Genomic DNA, 25,095 nt, shown 5'->3' with positions numbered 1-25,095 from the left:
TTCCAACTATAATAAATGGTTGGAATTTTATCTACCTCTTATGAGAAGGTCAAAACTGCCAATTTTGGCAATTTTGTATAGGGGTAAAATAACTCTAAATAATATATTATGAACGTACCTACCATGGCTGAACTGACAGCTCAAGGCAAACAGCCCGAAGTTTTATTCTGGGTGGGTTGTGCTGGTAGTTTTGATGATAGAGCTAAAAAAATAACCAAGGCTTTTGTTAAGATTTTGAACAAGGCCGAGGTTAATTTTGCGGTTTTGGGTACAGAAGAAGGTTGTACTGGAGATCCCGCTAAACGTGCCGGCAATGAATTTCTTTTCCAAATGCAAGCTATGACCAATATTGAGGTCATGAATGCCTATGAAATTAAAAAAGTAGTTACGGCTTGTCCACATTGCTTTAATACTATTAAAAATGAGTATCCACAATTAGGTGGTAATTACCAAGTTATGCACCATACTCAGTTTTTAAAATCCCTACTTGATGAAGGTAAAATAACCATTGAAGGAGGGATTTATAAGGGAAAAAAAATCACTTTCCATGATCCCTGCTATTTAGGCAGGGCCAATGAAATTTATGAAGCTCCTAGGGATTTGATTCAAAAACTGGAAGTTGAGCTGGTTGAGATGAAACGCTGTAAACGCGATGGTTTATGTTGCGGGGCTGGTGGTGCTCAAATGTTTAAAGAACCAGAAAAAGGGAATAAAGATGTAAATGTTGAACGTACCGAAGAAGCTTTGGAAACTAAACCCGATATTATCGCTACGGGTTGTCCTTTTTGTAATACAATGATGACAGACGGTGTTAAAAACAAAGAAAAAGAAAATGATATAAAAGTATTGGATATTGTAGAACTTATTGCAAATGCACAAGATCTATAATTAAAACTTAACCTAGTTATGCCATATATTAAAGACAAAAATTTAGTTAATATTTATGAGGAGGTTGACAAGGCAAACCAAACCATAAATAAATTGAATAAGTTGCTCAAAGAGGAAGAGGAGAATAATTCTATTTTAAGAAAACACAGAATTATTTTAGGAATTTTCGGTTTATTGGCATTAATACTTTTTTTATGGTCTTTTTTACCAAAATCTAATAAAATAGATAACAAATATTTAATTAAAAATAATTTATCATTGATTAATAATGATACGCTTCACGATTTAAAAGAAGCAAAAAAGATTGCATTTGAAGTTAAGAGAAATGCACAAGGCATTGTGGGTGAAACCATTGTTTATAGCATTCAAATTGGTGCATTTGCTAACTTTAAAGCAAAGTTGTTCTCTGACGATTTAGCCCATATGAAAGAGTTTGAAGAAGGTGGTTTAAACAAATATGCCATTGGTAATTTTGTCACTTATGCCGAGGCTTTGGTTTTAAAAGAAGATTTAAAAAGATTGGGTTTTATTGATTGTTTTATTATTGCCCAATCTTACGGAGATCCGGTAAATATTAGAGAGGCATTGGAACTAAGCGAAGAAACACAATATCTTAAATAAGCAGAGAACAAAATTTTGTTTTTCAAAATTTTAGTGAATCGCTTATCCCGAATGACCACAGGAAATTTCGGGATCTCATAATCGCTAAGTGATAAATCAACTATAAATCATCGTATCGCTAAAAGAACTCGAAACATTTGTCAAATTCTAAATCTTGAATTCCCAACCCGAAACCTTGAGCTCAAAACCCAAAACCTTTGTAAATGCTGCACGTTTACGCACCTTGCCTTTGTCGATTTCTGGAATTATAGTAGGTAGCTTTCTAGCTTATGCAAATGGATTTTTCGATTGGAGAATTTGTCTTTTGGCTGTGTTGACCACAGTTGGGTTTCAGGTATTATCAAATTTTGCAAATGATTATGGTGATGGCATAAAAGGAACGGACAACCACGAAAGGATAGGCCCACAAAGAGCATTGCAGAGCGGTATTATATCGGCGAGAGAAATGCTTAATGCCATGATAGTAACTGGCGTTGTCACTTTTCTAATTGCAATTCTGTTGCTCTATATCTCTTTTGGTGAAGATAATCTCCTTTATTTTTTACTATTTTTAATGTTGGGTTTGGCAAGTATTGCAGCAGCTATTAAATATACCGTGGGCAAAAAAGCTTATGGATATAGTGGCTTTGGCGATGTTTTTGTCTTTCTTTTTTTTGGTTGGTTAAGTGTAGTAGGTAGTTACTTTTTATATTCCCAACAGTTAGATTGGACTATTTTTCTTCCGGCCACTTCAATAGGTTTATTAAGTGTGGGAGTTCTTAATTTGAATAATCTTAGAGATAGAATTTCTGATGAAAAAGCAAATAAACGAACGCTTGTGGTAAAGATTGGTGAGAGAACCGCGAAAAACTATCATTATTTTTTACTGATTACAGCTTTTTTAGCGGCTTTTTTATATAATTTCCTGCATTACAATTCACCAAAGCAATTCATATTTATCATTGCCTTTATTCCTATTTTCAAACATTTATTTACGGTCTATATAAATAATGATACTACAAAATTAGACCCGGAACTTAAGAAATTAGCTCTAAGTACTTTTCTTTTTTCCGTACTTTTCGGATTAGGACAGATTTTATAATTATTTTTTATAACTTTACCCAACTAACTAAAAACTAACTAACTATGGTCACAATATTGTATATTTTATTGGGTATTGTTTTACTTGTACTTATTTTAGGAATCATTGCTCCTAAAACATACGAAGTAAATAGAAGTATTGTTATTAACAAACCACTTTCCGAAGTCTTTAACTATTTAAAGTATTTAAAAAATCAAGAAGATTGGTCGCCTTGGGCGGAAAGAGATCCGAACATGAAAAAAACGTTTACGGGTACAGATGGTGAGGTTGGATTTATTTCTGCTTGGGAAAGTAACCATAAACAAGTGGGTACAGGAGAACAAGAAATTACTGGAATCGATAAAAATAAAGAATTGAGAACTCAATTACGCTTTTTAAAACCCTTCAAATCCACATCAGATGCGTATATGCGAGTAAATGAAGTTGATGGTGGCACAAAAGTAACATGGGGATTTTCGGGTTTTAATAAGTTTCCGATTAATATTATGATGCTGTTTATGAATATGGATAAAAGCGTTGGATCCGATTTTGAACAAGGATTGGCCAAATTAAAAGCAACTTTAGAAAATCAATAATTATGGAAAGAAATATGGTGGGCTGGTTTGAGTTACCAGTAACGAATATGGATAGGGCGGTTAAGTTTTACAATAAAGTTTTTAATATTGAAATTTCTATACATGAACTGGGGCCATTAACAATGGGTTGGTTTCCGTTCACTGAAGATCAAAATAGACCTGGGGCTGCCGGATCCTTGGTTTTACATAAAGATGCCTACAAACCCTCTTCAGATATGGGAGTTTTGATATACTTCTCTTCCAGAACAGGTAATCTGGAAGATGAGTTGAGTAGGATAGAACCCGCAGGAGGTAAAATTTTACAGCCCAAAACCCAAATTTCGGAAGATTACGGATTTATGGCACTGTTTTTAGATACCGAAGGGAACAGGGTAGCCTTGCATTCTAATACATGAGTTATTATTGGTTGATAATTATAATTTATATTCTTACCCTGTTTGGTTTTATCTCAAACTTTTTACTTGTAAATTTCGCTTCCAAAAGCACTCTTGATTTACCAAGAAATTTTTAAATTCTGTGTACAAAAATATTGTCTTAAGACTTTCTAACTAATACGCTTCAACATTAACCAAAGACCGTTATATTTGCATTTTTAAATTATAATTTATTTTCAATGAAAAAAATAATTGTTATCGTTCTAATTGGTCTAATTACTATTGCATGTGGGAAGGACTCTGAAAATACTATGATTGTTCAGGGTACTATTAAAGACCTTAAAAAAGGTACGTTATACCTTCAAAAACAGAATGATTCATTAATGGTAACGGTCGATTCAGTTGCTTTGGATGGCACAGATACTTATATCTTAAAAGCTGAAGTGGAAAGCCCTGAAATGTATTATTTGTCCTTGGATAAATCGCCTAGCAAGGAAATAGCTTTTTTTGGTGAAAAAGGAACAATAACCATAAATACCAAACTCGATAAATTTCAATTTGCAGCTAAAATAAATGGCTTAACAAATCAACAGTTATTAGATGAATACAACAAAATTAAAAGTAAGTACACAGGTAAACGTTTAGATTTGGTTAAAGCTGATTTTGAAGCAAAAAGAGATAATGACACCATAAGAATTGACTCTATTGCAAATGCCATAGATCAATTACTTAAAAGTAGGTATAGGTATGCAATAAACTTTGCCATAACAAACCGTGATAAAGAAGTGGCACCTTTTGTGGCATTAACAGAGTTTAACGATGCCAATTTAGTTTGGATAGATAGTGTTAACAATAGCCTTACTCCAGAAATTAAAGAGTCTAAATACGGCAAAATACTGAACGAATTTGTAGCGGAGCGTAAGAAGAGCAATTAATTCTTAACTACCTCACCTTTATACTTTGCTATCTCACATCTTATTAAAACCTGTTATCTCCATCCAGCAAATCACCAATTCCACCTAAAATACTGCCTTCACCTTTGCTTTTGCCGCCAGTTCTTGGTACCGAAGCAATGATTCTACCTGCCAATCTGCTAAATGGTAAAGATTGTACATATACTGTACCTGGGCCAGTTAATGTGGCGAAAAACAAACCTTCGCCACCAAATACGGTATTTCTAATGCCACCTACAAATTCAATATCGTAATTTACATTTTGTGTAAAACCTACTAAACAGCCTGTATCTACTTTTAATTTTTCTCCAGCTTGCAATACTTTGCTAGAAACCGTTCCACCGGCGTGCATAAATGCCATGCCATCACCTTCTAATTTTTGCATAATAAACCCTTCGCCACCAAATAAGCCTCTACCCAATTTTTTTGAAAATTCAATACCTACGGAAACCCCTTTTGCGGCACATAAAAAAGCATCTTTTTGACACACAAATTTTCCGTTAAAATGGGTAAGGTCAAGCGGAATAATTTTACCAGGATAAGGCGAAGCAAAAGAGACTTTCTTTTTGCCTTGTTCAACATTCAGAAAAACGGTCATAAATAAGCTTTCACCCGTTAATAAACGTTTTCCGGCCGAGAATAGCTTACCCATAACACCTTTTGTTTGGCCAGATCCGTCACCAAAAATGGTATCCATTTTAATGCCGTTATCCATCATCATAAAACTTCCAGCTTCAGCAACTACGGCTTCTTGTGGGTCTAGTTCAATTTCTACAAATTGCATTTCTTCTCCGTAAATGGTGTAATCTATTTCATGTGATGTCATGTTAGTTGAAGTTTTTAAGTTTAAAGTTATTAAAATTACTAAATTCTTAGCGAATAGTAACTATTGGTTGATTTTTTGGTGAGTTCGTTACAGTTGGGGAGAAATATTTATGTAAGTTAAAAGACCACCTCGTCTTTTTACTTTGCTGTCGCACGCATAAATCCACTCCTCCTTGAAAAAAGGAGGAGAATTTAAATGCGATAATTATTAAATTAAAGTTTAAAAATGAAATACGAATAGTCCCTCCCCTTTTTTCAAGCCTGCCTACTGGTCGGGCAGGTGGAGGTGCCCAGATAGAATTGTAAATTTTAAATTAAATATAAAGGGCGGAGGGGTCACGCCCCCTCTATAGCATTACCAAACAAATCTTCTAATGTAATACCCGCTTCTTTCGCTTGTTTAGGCAACAAACTTTCATTTGTTAAACCTGGTACGGTATTTATTTCAATAAAATGAGGTTCATCACTAATAAAAATATATTCGGCCCTAGAAAAACCTTTTATACCTAAGATTTTATAAACTTGGGCAGCTACGGCGTTTAAGTTTTGTAATTTTTTTTCTGATATTCTTGCTGGAGTAATTTCTTGACTTTTCCCTAAATATTTAGCCTCGTAATCAAAAAAGTCATTTTCTGAAATAATTTCAGTTGGTGGTAATACTTTTACTTTTCCTTCATATTGAATAACACCGATGGAAACTTCTGTACCGTCCAAAAAAGATTCTATTAAAATCTCTGTATCTTCTTTAAAAGCAGTCTCTAAAGCAGCGGCTAATTGTTCTATTTCAGAAACTTTTGAAATTCCGAAACTAGAACCGGCATTATTCGGCTTTACAAAACATGGTAACCCTACTTTTTCAATTACGGCATCTTGGTCAATGGCGTCACCTTGATTCAAATACACCGAAGTTGCCGTTTTAACACCATACGCTTTTACAACGCTTAAGGTATCACGTTTGTTAAACGTCAATGCCATTTGATAGAAAGGGGCAGAGGTATGTTTGATGCCCAATAATTTAAAATAAGCTAGAATAACTCCATTTTCCCCAGGATTTCCATGAATAGCATTGAAAACACAATCAAAAGTGATTTTTTTGCCATCAATCTCAGTAGAAAAATCGTGTTTATTAATTGGGTATTCAGAAGCATTATCATCTAAGACAACCCATTTTTCTTTTAAAATATGAACGCGATATGGTTTATACTGTTTTCTATTTAAATTGTTAAAAACAACATTGCCACTTTTTAAAGAAATTTCAACTTCGGAGGAATAGCCTCCCATGATTATTGCTATATTTTTCATTGAGAAAATGAGTTCAGATCATCCAAAAACAAAAGTATCAAAAAAACAGATAGCTTTTTTTCTTTTTTGCGTAAGTTTGTAGGGTTAATTTATAGATATGAAAATTATTCAGTATTTAAAAAGTAAATATTTTATCCGATCGATTATTGCAATGGCGGTTATTGTAATTGCCCTTGTTTTTATTTTAAAAGCCCTGTTGGCATATACTACAAATCATGACCAAAAAATATTGGTACCCGATCTGAAAAAAATGTCTTTGGCAGATACAGAAAAGACATTGGATAATTTGAATTTGAATTTTGTAATACAAGACTCTGCAAGTTTTAATCCTGAATACCCACCAAAATCGGTGATTGACCAAGATCCTGAAGCGGGTGATTTTGTCAAGGAAAATAGAAAAATTTACTTAACGTTAAATCCTTCTAGCTATAAAAAAATTGCCATTCCCGATGTGTTGAACAAAACCAGAAGACAGGTGGAAACCCATCTTACCTCTATTGGATTTAAAATTGGGAAAATTCAATATATTCCTGACTTGGGCCGGGATGTTGTCCGTAAAATGAAATATAAAGGCAAAGAGTTGGAAATGGGCGACCTAGTACCAAAAAACTCATCGATAGATTTGGTGTTGGGCGACGGATCTAAATCAGAATAGCCAAAACTATATGTCAGCCGAAGAAATTGATTCAGAACAAGACGATCTTTATGAGCATCATAATATAAAAGCTGCAGAAGGTCAAGAACCGTTGCGGGTTGACAAATTCTTAATGAATTTTATTGAAAATGCAACCCGAAATAAAATTCAACAAGCCATAAAAGCTGGGAATGTATTGGTGAATGATTCCATCGTAAAAGCTAATCATAAGGTAAAGCCTTTGGATGTTGTCAGAATAGTGTTGGCACATCCACCACATGAAAATTTATTGGTAGCCGAAGATATTCCATTGGATATTATTTATGAGGACAATGAAGTGTTAGTAGTTAATAAACCTGCGGGAATGGTCGTTCATCCCGGACATGGAAATTATAGTGGCACTTTGGTAAATGGACTGATTCACCACATTGAAAATTTACCCTCAAATTCTAATGAACGTCCCGGTCTTGTGCATAGAATTGACAAAGACACAAGCGGATTATTAGTAGTTGCTAAAACAGAATTCGCCATGTCGTATTTGGCAAATCAGTTTTTTGACCGTACAACGGAAAGGTTATATGTTGCATTGGTTTGGGGCAATTTAAAAGAAGATGAAGGCACTATTGAAGGCCATATTGGCAGAAGCTTTAAAAACCGATTGCAAATGGATGTTTTCCCTGATGGTGACCATGGTAAACCTGCAATTACACATTTTAAAGTGTTGGAACGTTTTAGTTATGTAACTTTGGTACAGTGTAAATTGGAAACGGGTAGAACCCACCAAATTAGAGCCCATTTTAAACATATAGGCCATACTTTGTTTAATGACGAACGTTATGGTGGTAATGCCGTTTTAAAAGGAACCACCTTTACCAAATACAAGCAGTTTGTAGATAATTGTTTTAAGCTGTTACCCAGACAAGCTTTACATGCCAAAACCTTAGGGTTTACACATCCCATAACCAAAAAGAAACTACAATTTGACTCTGAATTGCCAGAAGATATGAAATTGGCCATTGAAAAATGGCGGAATTATACGGTGCATCAGAAGGAATGATATTTTGATTTTCAAAAGGTTCTTTCTCTAAGGTGTTGTACCTACGGCACAAAAAATCTTTCAATTTATTTTTTCTACCAATATTTTGTCCCTAACGGGACAGGGTTATAACAATTTTTAAATAGAAACAATCCCAGTGGGATTAAACATTGGTAGAAAAAAAATTCCAACACAAAACCCTCGAACCGTAAGTACGAAATATATTATACGCTTTTAAAAATATAATTTTCATCATAATCAATTTCAAATTTTTGAAGGAATTCTAAATATTCTTCCATAAATGTTTTCGTCTTATGATGTTCTTCTTAATTTTTTATATAATTGATTACTTGAGGTACTTGAGATTTAGAATAAGAAAATGCCCCAAAACCTTCTTGCCATGAAAATTTGCTGTTTAGAAGATTATTTTTATTTATCCATTTTGAAGAATCTTGTTTGACAAATTTCATTAAATCGGATAAAGATTGTGTCGGTCTCATTCCAATTAAAATATGAATATGGTCTGGCATACCGTTAATTTGAAGCATTTTGTGACCGTTATTTTGGATAATTCCGGTCATATATTTATATAGGTCATCTTTCCAAGAGGGTTGAATCAAACAAATTCTATTTTGTACAGCAAAAACTGCTTGAATATGTATTTGCGTGTAGGTGTTAGCCATAATTTATGATTTGTATAAAGATAGGATTTTTAAGAGAAAGAATTTATATGTTGTACCTACGGCACAAGAAATCCGTGAAATTAATGTTTTCTACCAATATTTTGTCCCTAACGGGACAGGGTTACAACAGTTTTTAAATAGAAACAATCCCAGCGGGATTACACATTGGTAGAAAAAAATTCCCAGATCACATCCTCGTGCCGTAGGTACGAAATATATTTATAAGGCATAATTTTAATTTCCCTCAGATATGCAACAGGCCATTGAAAAATGGCGGAATTATACCGTGCATCAGAAGGAGTAGAGATGACTTTTTTTTATCCCTCCGTCCACGCCAAAGAGCGTGGACATACTTAAATAAGTTCAGCACAGGATCTCCCTTTGTCCCGATGCTTCGGGAGGAGGAGGCGGTTCTAAATAAAGTTACTAGTAAAAATTATAATTTTATTCTCTAAAATATAAATGTTATCTGGTTTCCTCTCTTGTACAAAGGGAGGACCGAACGTGAAATATTGGTCTAGCAGACCAATATTAGTGAGGAGCCAGATGGTACGTTGGCTAAATATTTATAAAGAAAGGGGAGATAGTTTACTATCTTTTGTTTATGTTCAAAAGCATGTTTAAGCAACTAATTTAGTAAACAAAAACGAACGCGAGAAAATTCCAACGAAATTTTCCAAGTACTCTCTTGCAAAGACAATTAATTATATACGTCTTAAGTTTGTTTTTAGTTCAGTTCTTTGTTGTACATTGGCTTTTTTATTCAGCTATATATTCAAATATAATTTTCGGATCTACAGTTTTAGATTCCGTTTCCTGTTTGAATATCCTCAATTTTTTATTGTATTTTATAATTATTGTATCAGAGTTTTTCCACTCAAAGTTTACATCAGAATTTTTAAGGTAAGATAAGTCCGTTACAAATATTGGTTCAGGTTCTTTCTCTTTATCATTTTTACAATCAGTCGCATAAATTGTCATTCCAGGATTCATTGTAGCGTTTCCAGCGACTTTAGTCAATATTATTTTCCTTAAACCTTTGTTATCACATTCTGCTTTTAATTCCGTTTCAATTGATTCTCCAAATATATCAAAGTTTGCCATGAAAATGAAAAACCCGATTATGGCTATAATTCCAAGTAAAATAATTCCAATTAGTATTTTTTTTATCAATTTGAGTGAGTTTTTCAGCTTACCTATAACCGTTTTGCTACATTGCACCTAAACAAAAACGAACGCGAGAAAATTCCAACGGAATTTTCCAAGTACTCTCTTGCCAAGGCAATTAATTATATACGTCTTAAGTTTGTTTTTAGTTCTTTTTTAGCTACCGTTTTTATATATTTTTCTTTATTTCCTCACTCAATTTATTTAATTCAGACTTTATTTCCTCAACCAATTCTCCCATTGTTTTCTGTAGATGAGGAATCAATTCTTCAGCTTTTTTACGGTATTTCGAATCTTCAGAAGTGATTATACCCATTTCTATTCCATCAATTCTTTTTGGTAAACTCTGTCTGTAATTAGATGACCAAACTTGGATTATATCGTGTATTTCTTCTAATTTGATATTTATTTTTTTAGTCGCTAAAAGTTTTGATTTCGCAAGTATAATTGTGTTTTCATCAATTAAATCTGAATAATCTTTTTCTCTTGTTGTATATCTGACTGTTTTATCAATAGATGCTAAAATTGAAATATAAAGTTCTCTTTGGCTTTCAATTCGGTTTTTGCGAATTCCAAATTGAATTTTTGTTTTTCTCTTTTGTTGGCAAGTCTCCACGTAACAATTGCAACAATAACTCCAAAAATTCCAGAAATAAATACTGTGATTAGAGAAGAAAAATCAAAGTTTTCCATAATTATTTATGAGCTAAATTTCTAATATCGGTTTTCTGGCTAGATGTTAGATTTAAATTATTCATCGTAAAATCTTTTTGATATGGAACTCTTTTAACAATTGTATTCCTGCCATTCTTATTAAGTAAACCTAAATATCCTAAAGTTATATAGATTGGTTTGCTTTTATAATATTTAGTTTGGTCAGAATTTGGATAAATACTTTTCAATAACTTAGCTAGTACTGGCAGAGTATTTTTTTCAATAATTTCACTTGTCAACGTTTGTTCATTGAGAGATGTTTTTACTTGATATAATGCAAAATGCCAGTAATCTGGACTTTTTTTGAATCCAATAATGTCTGCTGGACTCCAGCTATTTGGCGTTAGAGTAAATTTATAATCAGATAGTTCATTTCTCAATTTATTTATAGCAGATTTTTCTCCTTTTAAACCACTTTCTTTGTTGTCAATTACTCCTGCCAAACCACGTTGATTTTGTGGTAATTTTCTCCATTCGTCAATTAATTCATCTGTAAATTTCTTTATATTCATAATGTTTTTTCAAATTTTGGGCAACATCCGTATAACCACATTGTGGTTATATCTATAACTATTTTTTTCTTAATTAAGAAGCTAAAAAGAAAAGAATACTGTCCCAAAGCGTCGAGAGGTTAGAGTAGGGGTCTTATTTAGCGACTACTCACCAAATATAGAAAAAAAAATGTTTAAAATAAAACTAAATAAAACGGAATTAAGGTTGACAATTAAAATTATTATAGGAGTTGTTTTGTGTTTTCTGGTGGTTAAGTGTAACTATGTTAATTATTTATTAGAAAAACTGTAATAATTTTTAAGGACACGTTGTAACTGGGCTGCCACATAACCATTCCGATGATGCCCACCCACTGATTCCATCGTATTTAACTTTAACCCAATCTGAACATATTTCTAAAATATGCACCTCATTTTCTTGTTTAACAGTTCCTACTACAGATCCATTTTTTGGTGTATCTAACAGTTTTATATCTTTTCTTGTACCCGCTTTAGTTAAAGAGTTGTGAATCCATGCCGTTCCGCCAGGAATTTCAATGGTATCACCTTCTACAGATGTAATAGTTTTAACTTTAAACCATTCCTTTTTTGATTCCGTTACTTGTATTGTATAACCGTAATTATCGTTTTTTAATTTAAGTACTATTTTTCCATTGGGCTTTTTTCTAAGATTAGTCTCATCATCAGGGTCACTTATATAAACGTTCAATAGAAAATCCTTACAGTTCTTTGCACTTTTGGAATTATGCTTTTCTACCTTATTTTCTTGTGAGAAACAAGTACAAGAAATGGAAAGTATTAAGATTAATAGTAAAATATTGTTTTTCATATATTAATAATTATAACGTTTAATAATCCATATATTATTCTTAACTAATCTTTACACCACTTTTCCGGTAGGTAATACCTCCAACTTTTTTATGTTGACGAATTTAGAATCAAAAAGTCAAAGTGCACAACTGTTTAAATAAAAAACAGTTGTCAGATTTATAAGTTGTATCTATATCGGCATAAATATTTAACTTATAAACCATTTGAATAGTCAGATTTGCTTTGTATTTTTACACCTCAAGAAATCTGAATAAAATGAAAATAATCATATCTCCTGCAAAGTCTTTAGATTTTGAATCTGAAGTACCCACTAAAAAATATACAGAACCTATTTTTTTGGAACAAGCGGAAAAGCTGAGTACAGTTCTAAAAAAGAAAAGTGCAAAACAACTGTCAAAATTGATGAATATTTCTGATAATTTAGGGCAACTAAATTATGATCGCAATCAACAATGGAGTTTGCCATTTACTACTAAAAATTCAAAGCAAGCTATTTATGCTTTTACTGGCGATGTTTTTAGAGGGTTGGACATGGCTACTTTGCCTACCAAAAAATTAGACCAGTTACAGGATAAATTACGTATAATATCTGGTCAATATGGTTTGCTAAAACCTTTAGATTTGATGCAGCCATACCGATTGGAAATGGGTACAAAACTAAAAATTGGCAGAAAAGATAACCTTTATAAATTTTGGGATACTTCCATAACCGAAGCTTTAAATGAAGAACTAGAGGATAACGAACCGGTAATCAATTTAGCAAGTACAGAATATTTTAAAGCCATAAAACCTAAGGTATTAAAATCGCCCATTATTACGCCCGTGTTTAAAGATTTAAAAAACGGAAAATATAAAACCATTATGACTTATGCTAAATTGGCAAGAGGATATATGGTACGTTATATTATTGATAATGATATAGATACAGTTGAAGGTTTAAAGGGTTTTGATACCGAGGGCTATGCTTTTGATGCCAATATGTCTTCGGAAAATGAGTTGGTTTTTACGAGATAATAGACCCACCCAAGCCCTCCCGAAGGGAGGGGGTTAAGATTAGTTTAAAATTGAATGTTTCTTTATCTAAATTAAAAATTCAAATACTTTTAAAATTTCAATTATTTTATTACTAAAATCTAATCATTATTGAAAAATTACTAAACTATAAAATCATGATTCGTATGTGATTACAGTTTGTGTTGCGGTAAAATCCCCCTCCCTTCGGGAGGGTCGGGGTGGGCTTCTACCTCACAAATACTTCACCCTTTCCTATATTATTATTTCTGCTCACAGGGAAAATTACAAAAGCGGTTCTTTTCTTCACTTTTTTATGAATGTTAAAATGGGTTTCTCCAGTTAAAGCAATAATTTTTGAGGGATTATTAATATCCATGGATTCACCTCGGTCAAATTTATAAATTAAGAATTTTACAGCTTCCTTTTCTGTGTTCTCGGGCATTGTATTCCATGACAATTGATAGTTTTTTCGTTTGATTTTATCCAGCCTAATATTTGATACAGGTTCAGGAATAAACTCTTTTTTATGGTTGCTTGATGGCGGTAACGTAGGGTATTGGTAATACTTCTCTTTTAAAATCTCGTTGATTCCATAAGCGTTTTTATTAAAACTTTTAGCACTAAAATAAGTAGTCCCCTTTATGTTTTTATAAGTTTTGTTGAGGTCTAATTGTTTTTCAATTTCTGTTTTATCCTGTTTCGTCCATGCTTCGTCTTGCTCATCATCACCCAATCTGTACATGGCTTGTCCGATATATAAATTGGTATTGTAATTGTTTTTTATCCACCATTCGGCTATAGTTTTGTAATCGGCTCTGTCATGCCCAATATGCCAATAAATCTGGGGCAAAATATAATCCAGCCATCCGTTTTTTAACCAAAGTAAAACATCGGCATAGAGGTCATCATAATTGGTTTGTCCTGCATCCGTATCTGAGCCTGTTGGATCATCGGCTTTATTTCGCCAAACGCCAAAAGGGCTAATGCCAAATTGCACCCAAGGCTTAATGGATTTTATGGTAGTATGCAATTCTTTAATGACAGTACTTACATTATCTCTTCGCCAATTCTCAAGTTGATCCGGATAAAATTTACCACCATAATTTTTGAATGATTCTTCATCGGGAAAAGCTTCTCCCTCAATTTTATAGGGATAAAAATAATCATCAAAATGGATGGCATCAACATCATAATTTTGGACGATATCCGCAACCACTTTATTGGTATAAGCTCTAACCTCTGGCACACCGGGATTAAAATATGTGGTATTGCCATAGTTTAAAAACCATTCAGGTTTTTCTTTAATCAGAGCTAATGGAGTTGTTGTCGTTTTGTCGTAATTAATCAATACACGATAAGGATTTAACCACGCATGAAATTCCATACCGCGTTTATGGGTTTCTGCAATGGCAAATGCCAAAGGGTCAAAATATGGGTTTGGCGGACTGTTAATACTGTCCGTTAAATAGGCCGACCAAGGTTCGTATTTAGAATTGTAAAAAGCATCTGCAGTAGGTCGGATTTGGAAAATAACTGCGTTAAAATTTAAATCCTTGAATTTGTCCAACATTCGAATCAATTCTGCTTTTTGGGTAACAGGCGTTAAATTTTTTTCACTAGGCCAATCAATATTATTAACGGTTGCAATCCACACCCCTCTAAATTCGTGATTGATGTTTTGGGCAAAAAGTAAATTTGTTATAAATGAAATAACAACTGTTAGGTAAAATATCTTTTTATTCATTTTCTGAAACTAAATTCAATTGTTCTTATACCTCTCCTTCGGAGAGGTCATAACTGATATATCAGCAATTATGGGTGAGGTCTCTTTAACAATCAGATAAGGCAACATTAACCGCCAACCCACCTGTTGACGTTTCTTTATAGTTGGTGTTCATATCTTTAGCAGTTTCCCACATGGTGCTGACCACTTTATCTAAAGGAACTTTTACATTTTTAGGATCGGTATCCATTGCCAATTCGGCCGCGTGGATCGCTTTTATGGCTCCCATAGAGTTTCGTTCTATGCACGGTATTTGAACCAATCCGCCAATGGGGTCGCAAGTTAATCCTAAATGATGCTCCATTGCAATTTCAGCAGCGATAAGTACCTGATCGGGCGAACCGCCTAGTAATTCCGTTAATGCTCCTGCCGCCATGGCTGCGGATACTCCGATTTCTGCTTGGCAACCACCCATAGCTGCAGAAATGGTAGCTCCTTTTTTAAAGATACTGCCAATTTCGCCTGCCACCAACAAGAATTTTTTTATTTCTTCAAAACCTGCATCGTGGTTTTCAATTACCAAATAATACATTAAAACCGCGGGAATTACACCAGCACTTCCGTTGGTAGGAGCAGTAACCACACGCCCCAAAGAGGCATTCACTTCGTTCACACTCAAAGCAAAACAACTTACCCATTTTAGTATTTGCCTAAATTTAACCTCTGTTTTTCTAATGGCTTCCAACCATTCTTGAGGATTATTGTACGAAGAAACACCAATTAAATTTTTGTGCATATCAAAAGCACGACGGCGTACATTAAGCCCACCAGGCAAATTTCCCTCTGTGTGACATCCAGTGTACATACACTCTAACATTGTTTTCCAAATACGATTGAACTCATGGTCTATTTGTTCTGGAGTTCTTATGGATTTTTCGTTTTCTATAACCACTTCGGAAATGGATAAATTCAAATTTTTGCAATATGCCAGTAATTCCGTTCCTAATCTGATGGGATAGGGAAAAGTGTTCAGAAATATCTGTTTATTTCGTTTTGAATTTTTTCGTTCTTCTTTAACCACAAATCCGCCACCTATTGAATACATGGTAGAACGACTTTTCTTGCCATCAATGGTAGCTGTAAAAGTCATTCCATTGGCATGAAAAGGAAGAAATTTTCTGTTGAAGACTATATCTGTTGCGGGATCAAACTCCAGATTTTTTTCATTGTTAAAAGTTAAGGTTTTATTCTTTTTAATGGTAGCAATAATGGTTTCAATACTCTCGGTAGGTATCGTTTCCGGATCAGCACCGCTTAGCCCTAAAAGCACGGCGTAGTCCGTGGCATGACCTTTTCCCGTCAAGGATAAAGATCCATATAAATCTACTTTTATTTTTTCTACTTTATCGAATTTATTAGCGGTTTTTAGTTCTTTTATCCAACGTTCCGCTGCACGACATGGGCCTAACGTGTGCGAACTTGAAGGCCCCACACCGATCTTTAACATATCAAAAACTGAAATACATTCCATACGGTAGCTTAACTATTAGAGTAATCAAAAATAGTTAAAAAAGACCGAAGTCGGGAGACCGAATTTTAAAAACAAATCATAAAAACCAAATTCCAAATAAACCAAAATTTTCAATATACAACTTGTTGTAACATTAATGAGATTGCCACAGGCATATAAAAAAGTGTTATTTGATAATGAAAATACGCGAATGCTTTCGCAATGACAAAGTTCAAAAATCGTTAATCCTTTCAAGCTCCGGTCTTCGATCTCCTGACTTCTAGCTCCCTCAAAATCTGCCACTCTGTCATAATTGTCAAAAAATACTGTCAAAATCAAATAAAATTGGCGTTGGCATAATGATTGACTATTTAGAATCAATAATCAAAAATTATAATCTAAAAATTTAATACATATATTATGAGTAAAATTATAGGAATAGATTTAGGAACAACCAACTCATGTGTTTCTGTTATGGAAGGAAATGAGCCAGTGGTAATACCTAATGCAGAAGGTAAAAGAACAACACCTTCTATTGTAGCATTTGTTGAAGGTGGCGAACGTAAAGTTGGTGACCCTGCTAAAAGACAAGCAGTAACTAATCCTACAAAAACAGTATCTTCTATAAAACGTTTTATGGGTAACAAGTATTCTGAATCTAAAAAAGAGGCAGAACGTGTACCTTATAAAGTCGTTAAGGGAGATAACGATACGCCAAGAGTTGACATTGATGGCAGAATGTACACGCCTCAAGAAATCTCTGCAATGATATTGCAAAAAATGAAAAAAACGGCTGAAGACTATTTAGGTCATGAGGTTAAGGAAGCTGTAGTTACCGTACCTGCTTATTTTAACGATGCACAGCGTCAAGCAACTAAAGAAGCAGGGGAAATTGCAGGTTTAAAAGTTAGCCGTATAATTAATGAGCCTACTGCTGCGGCATTGGCTTATGGTCTTGATAAAACAGGAGCAGATAAAAAAATTGCGGTTTATGATTTAGGTGGTGGTACTTTTGATATCTCTATTTTAGAAATTGGTGATGGTGTTTTTGAAGTATTATCTACAAACGGTGATACCCACTTAGGAGGAGATGATTTTGACCAAGTTATAATCGATTGGTTAGCGGACGAGTTTAAAAAGGAAGAAGATATTGATCTTAGAAAAGATCCGATGGCATTGCAACGTTTAAAAGAAGCAGCGGAAAAGGCCAAAATTGAATTGTCTTCTGCTACGCAAACCGAAATCAATTTACCGTATGTAACGGCTACTGCTAGTGGCCCTAAGCACTTGGTAAAAACATTGACCAGAGCCGCTTTTGAAAAACTTGCGGATAATTTGGTAAAAAGATCAATGGATCCTGTAGCAAAAGCATTAAAAGATGCTGATTTAACTACCAAAGATATTGACGAAGTAATTTTAGTTGGTGGGTCTACACGTATTCCAAGAATTCAAGAAGAAGTTAAAAAATTCTTTGGTAAGGAACCGCATAAAGGTGTAAATCCAGACGAAGTAGTTGCTGTAGGTGCTGCTATACAAGGTGGTGTTTTAACTGGTGATGTAAAAGATGTTCTTTTATTAGATGTTACACCTTTATCTTTAGGTATTGAAACTATGGGTAATGTGATGACTAAATTAATTGAATCCAATACCACAATACCTACTAAAAAATCGCAAGTGTTTTCAACTGCTGCTGACAATCAGCCATCGGTAGAAATACATGTGCTGCAAGGTGAGCGTGCTATGGCAGGCGATAATAAAACAATTGGACGTTTCCATTTAGATGGAATTCCACCTGCACCAAGAGGCGTACCTCAAATTGAAGTTACTTTTGATATTGATGCCAACGGTATTATCAACGTTTCGGCAAAAGATAAAGGTACTGGTAAAGAGCACAACATTCGTATTGAGGCTTCTTCTGGATTATCAGAAGAAGAAATCAAAAAGATGAAAGCTGATGCTGAGGCCAACGCCGAAGCTGATAAGCAAGCTAAAGAAACAGCAGAAAAAATCAATGGTGCTGACGCGATGATTTTCCAAACAGAAAAACAATTAAAAGAGTTTGGAGATAAATTATCTGCAGATAAAAAAGAACCTATCGAATCTGCTTTAGAGGAATTGAAGAAAGCACATGAATCAAAAGACTTGGCACAAATAGATGCTGCCATGGAAAAGATTAATGAAGCTTGGAAAGTAGCCTCTGAAGAAATGTACAAAGCACAACAAGAAACTGGTGGAGCTACTGCTGATGCGGGAGATGCCGCTGGAGCTGAAGGTTCGGCCACTGAAGGTGACGATGTACAAGATGTTGATTTTGAAGAAGTAAAGGAAGATTAATTTCTCTTAGAGAGCGTAATAACAAAAAATCCCGTTTGAAGTTCAAACGGGATTTTTTTGGTTTTGGTTCTGATTAGTATCAGAAAATTATAAATAAGTATTTAGCTGGGTCAATTTCTTTTGTTGCACTATAATAACTGCAAAACTTTGATTTTAGTATATTAACGATAAAATAACTGCGTAAAAAAATAAGTACCTTCAGCATTTTGCACGGCAGCAATCCCCGTATGCGTAAAGTTACCTTCAATATTTTCTTTATGTCCAGAACTATTTAGCCAAGCGTTTACAACCTTTTCGGCCGTATTATAGCCATAAGCTACATTTTCGCCCGTTCCTTTTGCATTCTCGTTTCTTTTTAAGTTTTCAGTTCTTGACTTAAAATTATCATGACTGATTTTATCTTGTTCAATCATATATCTACTGTGCTCAATAGCTAAATTATCGGCTGTAGTGTTTCTTGTTAGTTTTTCTAAACCGTTACTCTCTCTGTGGGCGTTTACCAGTGTGAAAATTTGATCGGTCATGCTCATTTCAACAATCATATTATCACTATCATCTTCAGAACATGATGAAATAGATACAAATAACAATAGTACAAAACTATATTTCAGCAGTGCTTTCATGGGTATAAGTTCTTATAGTTAGTTAACTATATAACTAAAAAACATCAAATTTAGTATGTAATGCACTTTGGAGAATTATACCTACTAACTTAATTTTTTGAATAAAAACCAAATGTCATTTGAGTTAAAAAAAGTAGTGATACTTGTATTTTAATAGTATAAATCTTGTTAGTTTTATCATTAATCTTAAAAGTTTAAGTCATCATGAACGATTTTTCAGGACTAAAATCCGTATTTATTAACTGTACATTAAAGAAGTCTCCAGATAAGAGTCATACACAATCTTTGATGGATGTTTCCAAAGACATTATGGAAAAAGAGGGTGTTAATGTTGATAATATCAGATTTATAGATTATGAAATTGCAAATGGTGTTTATCCTGATATGACTGAACATGGTTGGGATAAAGATGAATGGCCAAAGTTGTTCAAGCAGATTATAGATTTGGATATCTTAATTATTGGAACACCGATTTGGTTGGGAGAAAAATCGTCAATTGCTCAAAAATTGATAGAAAGATTATATGCCATGAGTGCTAAAACCAATGACAAAGGTCAGTACTTATTTTACGGAAAAGTTGGTGGTTGTGTAATTACGGGTAATGAAGATGGTATAAAACATTGTGCCATGGGTATTTTATATGCCCTGCAGCATATTGGGTACAGCGTTCCACCACAAGCAGATTGTGGCTGGATAGGTGAGGTTGGTCCTGGTCCAAGTTATCTTGATGAAGGTTCAAATGCTGCGGATAATGATTTTACCAATAGAAATACAACATTTATGACTTATAATCTATTGCATTTGGCTAAAATACTTAAAGAAAATAAAGGATACCCAAATTACGGAAATTCGGTGAAAAAATGGGACGATGGCGAACGTTGGAAATTTGAAAAACCAAAAAAATAACTATAAATAATAAATTATGACTATTAAAACATGTAACAAATGCGGTGCTCAGGTAAAAGACGCTTTAGAAAATTGTCCAGAGTGTGGAACATCGTTGCAAGATTCTAATCGATCTTATAAAAAAGTAATACTGTTTGTATTAATTCTTTTTAATGTCTTAATGCTTGCATGGGCATTATCAGGGATAGGGGGTTCGGCAGAATTGGTAGAAGGAGCCAACACGGCAGTTAGTGAAAATATAGCTGAAGAATCAACTTTTTTAGGAGGATCAATGATGGCAATAATTTGGGTAATTGGAGATATTGTTCTGGGTGTTCTATACTTTATGTCGGGTAAAAAAAGATAATTTTCTTAAATATTTTGGCACTCTTATTTTGGAAAGAATGGGTTCATTTTCCGATTCTTAAATCCATGGTACATAATAAATACCAAAAGAATAATCGCCCCAGACAGGGCAGTATAGGCAATATTTTGATATTCACTCTGATGCCTTACAAAAATAGCCAATAACGCCCAAACGCCAATGGCGGCAAACTCTCGCATATTGCGTTTGTAAATCATAATTATATTTAAGAACGTTGCTATTAAAATCATTATGATTGTCCATTGTATTTCTGAAAGGCCTAACCTAGTCCATTCAATTTTAGCCAAATAGGCTGAAACGTTGGCGATAGTAGCCACAGCTATCCAACCAGAGTATAAGCAAATAGGCCACCAATAAAATGCAATTATCTTTTTTGGAGCGTCCCAACGTTCCATGTTTGTATTTAAAATAATTTTTACGAGCGAAAAAAGCATCACAAACATTATTAATACAGAAAGCAAGGTATATTCATTAAGCCAAGCTATTATCCATGCTGCGTTGGCTAAATTGGTCAATGCGAACCAATAGTTAGTTTGAACTATAAAATCAACCTTTTTTTTGAGCTTAAATGTTTGGTAAATCTGAAAAGTACTAAAGACAATCAGACCTAAATAAATAAGTCCCCAAATGGAAAAAGCATAACCGGCGGGTGTAAATAAGTTAGCATATTCATCACTCAACCTACCAACTGTATTTCCATTAATTTTATAAACCTGTGAATAATAATTGACCCCTATGGCAATTAAAACTGACAAGGAATTTATTATTGAAAAAGTTTGTTGTTTTTTTAATGAATCCATGACACCAAAATAATGATTTTCAATCGTTCATCAAAATAAAAGCAATTTTTCTTCTTTCTATTTCTCTTGGTTCAAAATCCAGTATCTTTGCCCACATTAAAAATAAAACTTTCTTGAACCTTAAAACCTACACATCAGAATTTCGTTATAACCTAAAATTGGCATACCCCGTAATGTTGGGCATGATAGGTCATACTCTGGTCAGTTTTATAGACAATATAATGGTGGGTCAAATCGGTACTGCCGAGTTGGCGGCGGTATCTTTGGGCAATAGTTTTATTTTTATTGCTATGAGCTTGGGTATCGGTTTTTCTACAGCCATTACACCATTGGTTGCCGAAGCGGATGGTGAAAATAGTATTGAAAAAGGGAAACAAGCCTTTAATCATGGTCTTTTTTTATGCACTATTTTAGGTGTTGTTTTGTTTTTTATGATATTGGCTATAAAGCCGTTAATGTACCACATGGATCAGCCCGCAGAAGTGGTTGATTTGGCCATGCCCTATTTGAATTTAGTAGCTTTTTCCCTTATTCCTTTAATTATGTTTCAGGGATTTAAACAGTTTGCGGACGGCTTGTCACAAACCAAATATTCCATGTACGCTACTATTTTGGCAAATGTGATAAACGTAGTGCTGAATTATGTGTTGATTTTTGGTAAATTCGGTTTTCCTGAAATGGGTATTATCGGTGCTGCTATTGGTACATTGGCGTCTAGGGTGGTTATGTTGGCTTATATTTGGTTGCTGTTAAAATCCAAAGAAAAATTTAAACCTTATTTTGAAAGATTTAGTTTTAGAAATATCAAAAAAATCATCTTAACAAAAATTATCAACTTAGGTTTTCCTTCGGCCTTACAAATGTTTTTTGAAGTCGCGATATTTACAGCTGCAATTTGGTTGAGTGGGGTTTTGGGCAAGAATCCGCAAGCAGCTAATCAAATTGCCTTGAACCTATCGTCAATGACATTTATGGTAGCTATGGGGCTAAGCGTAACCGCTATGATTCGCGTAGGCAATCAAAAAGGATTAAAAAATTTTAAAGAACTTCGGCGAATTGCATTTTCTATTTTTTTGCTGACCTTCTTTTTAGATATTATTTTTGCATTCATATTTTTAATATTCAATCAAGAACTGCCAAGAATATATGTTGATGAAACTGATGTTCTCAATCAAATAGATAATTTTGAGGTAATCAGTATAGCTGCTAAATTATTATTAGTGTCAGCGGTTTTCCAAATTTCAGATGGATTGCAAGTGGTCGTTTTGGGAGCGTTAAGAGGATTGCAAGATGTAAAGATACCAACGTTAATAACATTTATTTCTTATTGGATGATTGGTTTTCCGATTTCTTACTTTTTAGGAAAAGAAAATATGTATGGAAGTGTTGGCATTTGGTTAGGGTTATTGGCTGGCTTAACCGCCTCGGGAATATTATTGTATATTCGATTTAATTATTTAACCAAAAAATTAATCCATCAAACAAGTTAAATGTGGGTGTAGTTTTAAAACAATCATTTGTAAATACTATTATCCTTTTTTTAGGTTTTGCCATTGGCGGCATTAATGTCCTGTTTTTATATACCCATTTTTTACACGAAGATTATTATGGATTAAATACTTTTTTATTATCTACCGCTAATATTTTAATGCCCTTGTTAGTGTTAGGTATGCAGCATACCATCATTAAATTTTTTACCTCATACAAAACCAAATATGAGCAAGATCAATTTTTGACAACCTCTTTACTATTGCCGTTATTTATTATTATTCCATTGGCAGTTTTGGGGAGTTTGTTTTATGAATCTATTGCCAATTGGCTCTCTAAAGAAAATGCCATAATAAAACCTTACACGTACCTTATTTTTTTGACAGCCATTTTTATGGGCTATTTTGAGGTATTTTATGCTTTTAGCAAGATACAATACCAATCCGTTTTTGGTAATTTTTTAAGAGAAATATTTTCAAGAATTTGCACTTCTTTTTTGTTAATCGCTGTTTATTTTCAATTGATAACCGATGTACAATTTATTTATGCCATAGTTGTTGTTTATGGTTTAAGAATGCTGATTATGCTGTTTTCAGCGTTTAGATTATATACACCAAAGCTTATTTTTAAATTTCCTAAAAACAGCAAGGAAATTCTGTCCTATTCTTTTTATATTATTTTGGCAGGTTCGGCAAGTGGAATTTTATTGGACATAGACAAGTTTATGATTCCACAATTGGAACAAATTGCTGAGGTTGCTTATTACGCAGTAGGTATATATATTGCTTCGGTTATTGCTATTCCCTCAAGGGCAATGCAACAGATTATTAATCCGCTTACAGCTAAAGAACTTAATAACAATAATTTAAAAGAAGTCTCAAATTTGTATAAAAAAAGCTCCATAACGCTTTTGGTGGCAGGAGGTTTACTTTTTTTATTGATAAATTTGAATATAAATGATTTATATGCACTTATTAATAAACCTGAATATGCAGTAGGAGGGCTGATTGTTCTGATGATTTCAATTTCCGAACTCTATAAGTTGGCTTTAGGCACCAATGGAGCAATTTTAACCAATTCTAATTACTACAGAGTGTTTTTTTATTTTTCAATTGCTATGGCATTAAGTGTAATCTTTTTAAACAGATGGTTGATCCAATTAATTGGTATTGATGGGGCAGCGTTAGCCACCTTAATCGTAGTACTGGTATTCAGTACCATTAAAATTATATATGTTCAAATGAAAATGAATATGCAACCTTTTACAAAAAAAACATGGTTAATTTTAGTTGTAATTTTAATATTATTTTTTGTGTTTTATTTTGTTGACTTCCCTTTTCATCCCATAATAAATATGCTAATGAAATCTGTTTTGATAAGTGTTATTTATATTTTTTTAATACATAGATTGCATATTTCCGAAGACATTAGTACGCTGATAAATAAATATATTAAACGATAATATGAACCTTATTTCTCATCTTTTTTTAGGGTTTATATCAGCATTTATAGGATTGTTAGGACCTGGAATGTTAAACATGACCGCCGTTAGAACCACAATTGAACAAGGTAAAAAAGCAGGAGTGGTATTTTCTCTCGGAGCGATTTCAGTTGTGTTAGTTCAAGCTTCGATGGCCTTGTTTTTTGCCAATTTTATTATAAAAAACCCTAAAATATTAGATAATTTAAGAGTTGCTGCCATTATTGTATTTTTTATGTTGGCTGTTTTCTTTTTTATACAAGCAAGGAAAAAATCTGTAGTAAAAGGTAAAATTAAAAAAGGGAATTTATTTGTTATTGGAGTTGTAATGTCTTCATTAAATATGTTGGCTATTCCGTTTTATTTTGGGGTATCCACTTATTTTAAAGTTAACGGTCAGTTAAATATGGAGTTACCTTATATTTTCTTATTTGTTATTGGTTCGGTTTTAGGTTCATTTTCGGTATTTTTATTATACATTTATTTTGCGGGTATAATCAATCAGAAGGCTAAATTTATTGCTACAAATATTAATTATATTTTAAGCGGATTGTTTATAGCTTTGGGTATAATCGCTTTTCTAAAAAGTTAAACTGATAAATGATAACTTTCAATAATTTTAAAAATCTATACTAAAACAATCCGTAAATTAATTAT

General features: G+C 33.4%; 25 protein-coding genes and 1 pseudogene. 15 read left to right on the top strand and 11 right to left on the bottom strand.

The features are described 5' to 3' along the window. Positions 1 to 108: 108 nt before the first annotated feature. The 6 genes from UMM65_RS00865 (at position 109) to UMM65_RS00840 (ending at position 4,474) form a co-directional block, all read left to right on the top strand. On the top strand, positions 109 to 888 hold the full coding sequence (locus UMM65_RS00865; protein ID WP_321974560.1) for a (Fe-S)-binding protein: 780 nt from the start codon (positions 109 to 111) through the stop codon (positions 886 to 888). A gap of 18 nt (positions 889 to 906) precedes the next feature. After that, positions 907 to 1,509 carry an SPOR domain-containing protein gene (locus UMM65_RS00860; protein ID WP_321974559.1) on the top strand — a complete coding sequence of 201 codons (603 nt, stop codon included), beginning with the start codon at positions 907 to 909 and terminating at the stop codon, positions 1,507 to 1,509. A 154-nt stretch (positions 1,510 to 1,663) separates the two neighbouring features. Beyond that, a complete protein-coding gene (locus tag UMM65_RS00855) occupies positions 1,664 to 2,590 on the top strand; it encodes a 1,4-dihydroxy-2-naphthoate polyprenyltransferase (RefSeq protein WP_321974558.1) in 927 nt (308 codons plus the stop codon). A 44-nt stretch (positions 2,591 to 2,634) separates the two neighbouring features. Next, positions 2,635 to 3,165: an SRPBCC family protein gene (locus tag UMM65_RS00850; protein ID WP_321974557.1), complete on the top strand. Its 531-nt coding sequence runs from the start codon at positions 2,635 to 2,637 to the stop codon at positions 3,163 to 3,165. A 2-nt stretch (positions 3,166 to 3,167) separates the two neighbouring features. Continuing rightward, entirely contained in the window at positions 3,168 to 3,560 is a 393-nt protein-coding gene (locus UMM65_RS00845) for a VOC family protein (protein ID WP_321974556.1), read from the top strand. Between the two features lie 218 nt (positions 3,561 to 3,778). Beyond that, the gene (locus tag UMM65_RS00840) at positions 3,779 to 4,474 is read left to right on the top strand and encodes a DUF4369 domain-containing protein (protein ID WP_321974555.1); all 696 of its coding nucleotides are present in this window, start codon (positions 3,779 to 3,781) and stop codon (positions 4,472 to 4,474) included. 43 nt (positions 4,475 to 4,517) lie between these two features. On the opposite strand, the gene UMM65_RS00835 is transcribed toward UMM65_RS00840, so the two are convergent. Together UMM65_RS00835 and UMM65_RS00830 are read right to left on the bottom strand one after the other, a co-directional pair. After that, entirely contained in the window at positions 4,518 to 5,318 is an 801-nt protein-coding gene (locus UMM65_RS00835; protein WP_321974554.1) for a TIGR00266 family protein, read from the bottom strand. A gap of 335 nt (positions 5,319 to 5,653) precedes the next feature. Continuing rightward, positions 5,654 to 6,619, bottom strand: coding sequence for a D-alanine--D-alanine ligase (locus tag UMM65_RS00830; protein ID WP_321974553.1), 966 nt, complete (start codon positions 6,617 to 6,619; stop codon positions 5,654 to 5,656). 97 nt (positions 6,620 to 6,716) lie between these two features. Here UMM65_RS00830 and UMM65_RS00825 point away from each other — a divergent pair, with 97 nt between their 5' ends. After that, positions 6,717 to 7,274 carry a PASTA domain-containing protein gene (locus tag UMM65_RS00825; protein ID WP_321974552.1) on the top strand — a complete coding sequence of 186 codons (558 nt, stop codon included), beginning with the start codon at positions 6,717 to 6,719 and terminating at the stop codon, positions 7,272 to 7,274. A 10-nt stretch (positions 7,275 to 7,284) separates the two neighbouring features. Beyond that, positions 7,285 to 8,310, top strand: a complete 1,026-nt coding sequence (locus UMM65_RS00820; RefSeq protein WP_321974551.1) for an RluA family pseudouridine synthase — start codon at positions 7,285 to 7,287, stop codon at positions 8,308 to 8,310. 203 nt (positions 8,311 to 8,513) lie between these two features. On the opposite strand, the pseudogene tnpA reads toward UMM65_RS00820, so the two are convergent. From tnpA to UMM65_RS00795, 5 genes and pseudogenes are all read right to left on the bottom strand, one after another. Continuing rightward, a pseudogene (gene tnpA / locus UMM65_RS00815) lies at positions 8,514 to 8,972 on the bottom strand (IS200/IS605 family transposase). 759 nt (positions 8,973 to 9,731) lie between these two features. Then, positions 9,732 to 10,145 carry a hypothetical protein gene (locus UMM65_RS00810; RefSeq protein ID WP_321974550.1) on the bottom strand — a complete coding sequence of 138 codons (414 nt, stop codon included), beginning with the start codon at positions 10,143 to 10,145 and terminating at the stop codon, positions 9,732 to 9,734. A 163-nt stretch (positions 10,146 to 10,308) separates the two neighbouring features. Then, the gene (locus UMM65_RS00805; RefSeq protein ID WP_321974549.1) at positions 10,309 to 10,755 is read right to left on the bottom strand and encodes a hypothetical protein; all 447 of its coding nucleotides are present in this window, start codon (positions 10,753 to 10,755) and stop codon (positions 10,309 to 10,311) included. Between the two features lie 79 nt (positions 10,756 to 10,834). Further along, positions 10,835 to 11,365 (bottom strand): hypothetical protein, encoded by a 531-nt coding sequence (locus UMM65_RS00800; protein ID WP_321974548.1) that lies wholly within the window; start codon positions 11,363 to 11,365, stop codon positions 10,835 to 10,837. A 298-nt stretch (positions 11,366 to 11,663) separates the two neighbouring features. Then, entirely contained in the window at positions 11,664 to 12,194 is a 531-nt protein-coding gene (locus tag UMM65_RS00795) for an SH3 domain-containing protein (protein WP_321974547.1), read from the bottom strand. Positions 12,195 to 12,451: 257 nt separating this feature from the next. Here UMM65_RS00795 and yaaA point away from each other — a divergent pair, with 257 nt between their 5' ends. Beyond that, positions 12,452 to 13,210, top strand: coding sequence for a peroxide stress protein YaaA (gene yaaA, locus UMM65_RS00790; RefSeq protein WP_321974546.1), 759 nt, complete (start codon positions 12,452 to 12,454; stop codon positions 13,208 to 13,210). Between the two features lie 226 nt (positions 13,211 to 13,436). Here the strand turns inward: yaaA and UMM65_RS00785 are convergent, their stop codons facing one another. Both UMM65_RS00785 and UMM65_RS00780 read right to left on the bottom strand, forming a co-directional pair. Further along, the gene (locus tag UMM65_RS00785) at positions 13,437 to 14,954 is read right to left on the bottom strand and encodes a glycoside hydrolase family 10 protein (protein WP_321974545.1); all 1,518 of its coding nucleotides are present in this window, start codon (positions 14,952 to 14,954) and stop codon (positions 13,437 to 13,439) included. An 85-nt stretch (positions 14,955 to 15,039) separates the two neighbouring features. Next, positions 15,040 to 16,464 (bottom strand): L-serine ammonia-lyase, encoded by a 1,425-nt coding sequence (locus UMM65_RS00780; RefSeq protein WP_321974544.1) that lies wholly within the window; start codon positions 16,462 to 16,464, stop codon positions 15,040 to 15,042. Between the two features lie 399 nt (positions 16,465 to 16,863). On the opposite strand from UMM65_RS00780, the gene dnaK reads away from it, so the two are divergent. Beyond that, positions 16,864 to 18,777, top strand: coding sequence for a molecular chaperone DnaK (gene dnaK / locus UMM65_RS00775; RefSeq protein ID WP_321974543.1), 1,914 nt, complete (start codon positions 16,864 to 16,866; stop codon positions 18,775 to 18,777). Between the two features lie 161 nt (positions 18,778 to 18,938). On the opposite strand, the gene UMM65_RS00770 is transcribed toward dnaK, so the two are convergent. After that, positions 18,939 to 19,400: a CAP domain-containing protein gene (locus tag UMM65_RS00770; RefSeq protein WP_321974542.1), complete on the bottom strand. Its 462-nt coding sequence runs from the start codon at positions 19,398 to 19,400 to the stop codon at positions 18,939 to 18,941. Positions 19,401 to 19,604: 204 nt separating this feature from the next. On the opposite strand from UMM65_RS00770, the gene UMM65_RS00765 reads away from it, so the two are divergent. Continuing rightward, on the top strand, positions 19,605 to 20,306 hold the full coding sequence (locus UMM65_RS00765; protein ID WP_321974541.1) for a flavodoxin family protein: 702 nt from the start codon (positions 19,605 to 19,607) through the stop codon (positions 20,304 to 20,306). Between the two features lie 16 nt (positions 20,307 to 20,322). Further along, positions 20,323 to 20,652 (top strand): hypothetical protein, encoded by a 330-nt coding sequence (locus UMM65_RS00760; protein ID WP_321974540.1) that lies wholly within the window; start codon positions 20,323 to 20,325, stop codon positions 20,650 to 20,652. A gap of 23 nt (positions 20,653 to 20,675) precedes the next feature. Here the strand turns inward: UMM65_RS00760 and UMM65_RS00755 are convergent, their stop codons facing one another. Beyond that, a complete protein-coding gene (locus tag UMM65_RS00755; RefSeq protein ID WP_321974539.1) occupies positions 20,676 to 21,470 on the bottom strand; it encodes a tryptophan-rich sensory protein in 795 nt (264 codons plus the stop codon). A gap of 113 nt (positions 21,471 to 21,583) precedes the next feature. Here UMM65_RS00755 and UMM65_RS00750 point away from each other — a divergent pair, with 113 nt between their 5' ends. The 3 genes from UMM65_RS00750 to UMM65_RS00740 are packed head-to-tail and all read left to right on the top strand — an operon-like array spanning position 21,584 to position 25,030. Beyond that, positions 21,584 to 22,960: an MATE family efflux transporter gene (locus tag UMM65_RS00750; protein ID WP_321974538.1), complete on the top strand. Its 1,377-nt coding sequence runs from the start codon at positions 21,584 to 21,586 to the stop codon at positions 22,958 to 22,960. Between the two features lie 2 nt (positions 22,961 to 22,962). After that, on the top strand, positions 22,963 to 24,420 hold the full coding sequence (locus UMM65_RS00745) for a lipopolysaccharide biosynthesis protein (RefSeq protein ID WP_321974537.1): 1,458 nt from the start codon (positions 22,963 to 22,965) through the stop codon (positions 24,418 to 24,420). Position 24,421: 1 nt separating this feature from the next. Next, positions 24,422 to 25,030 carry a LysE family translocator gene (locus tag UMM65_RS00740; protein ID WP_321974536.1) on the top strand — a complete coding sequence of 203 codons (609 nt, stop codon included), beginning with the start codon at positions 24,422 to 24,424 and terminating at the stop codon, positions 25,028 to 25,030. The last annotated feature ends 65 nt before the right edge of the window (positions 25,031 to 25,095 follow it).

It is taken from the genome of Aureibaculum koreense, from assembly GCF_034296135.1.
In the GTDB taxonomy this organism is placed as follows: domain Bacteria; phylum Bacteroidota; class Bacteroidia; order Flavobacteriales; family Flavobacteriaceae; genus Aureibaculum.
The sequence above is the reverse complement of the archived record's forward strand: the minus strand, read 5'-3'. Positions and strand labels throughout refer to the sequence as shown.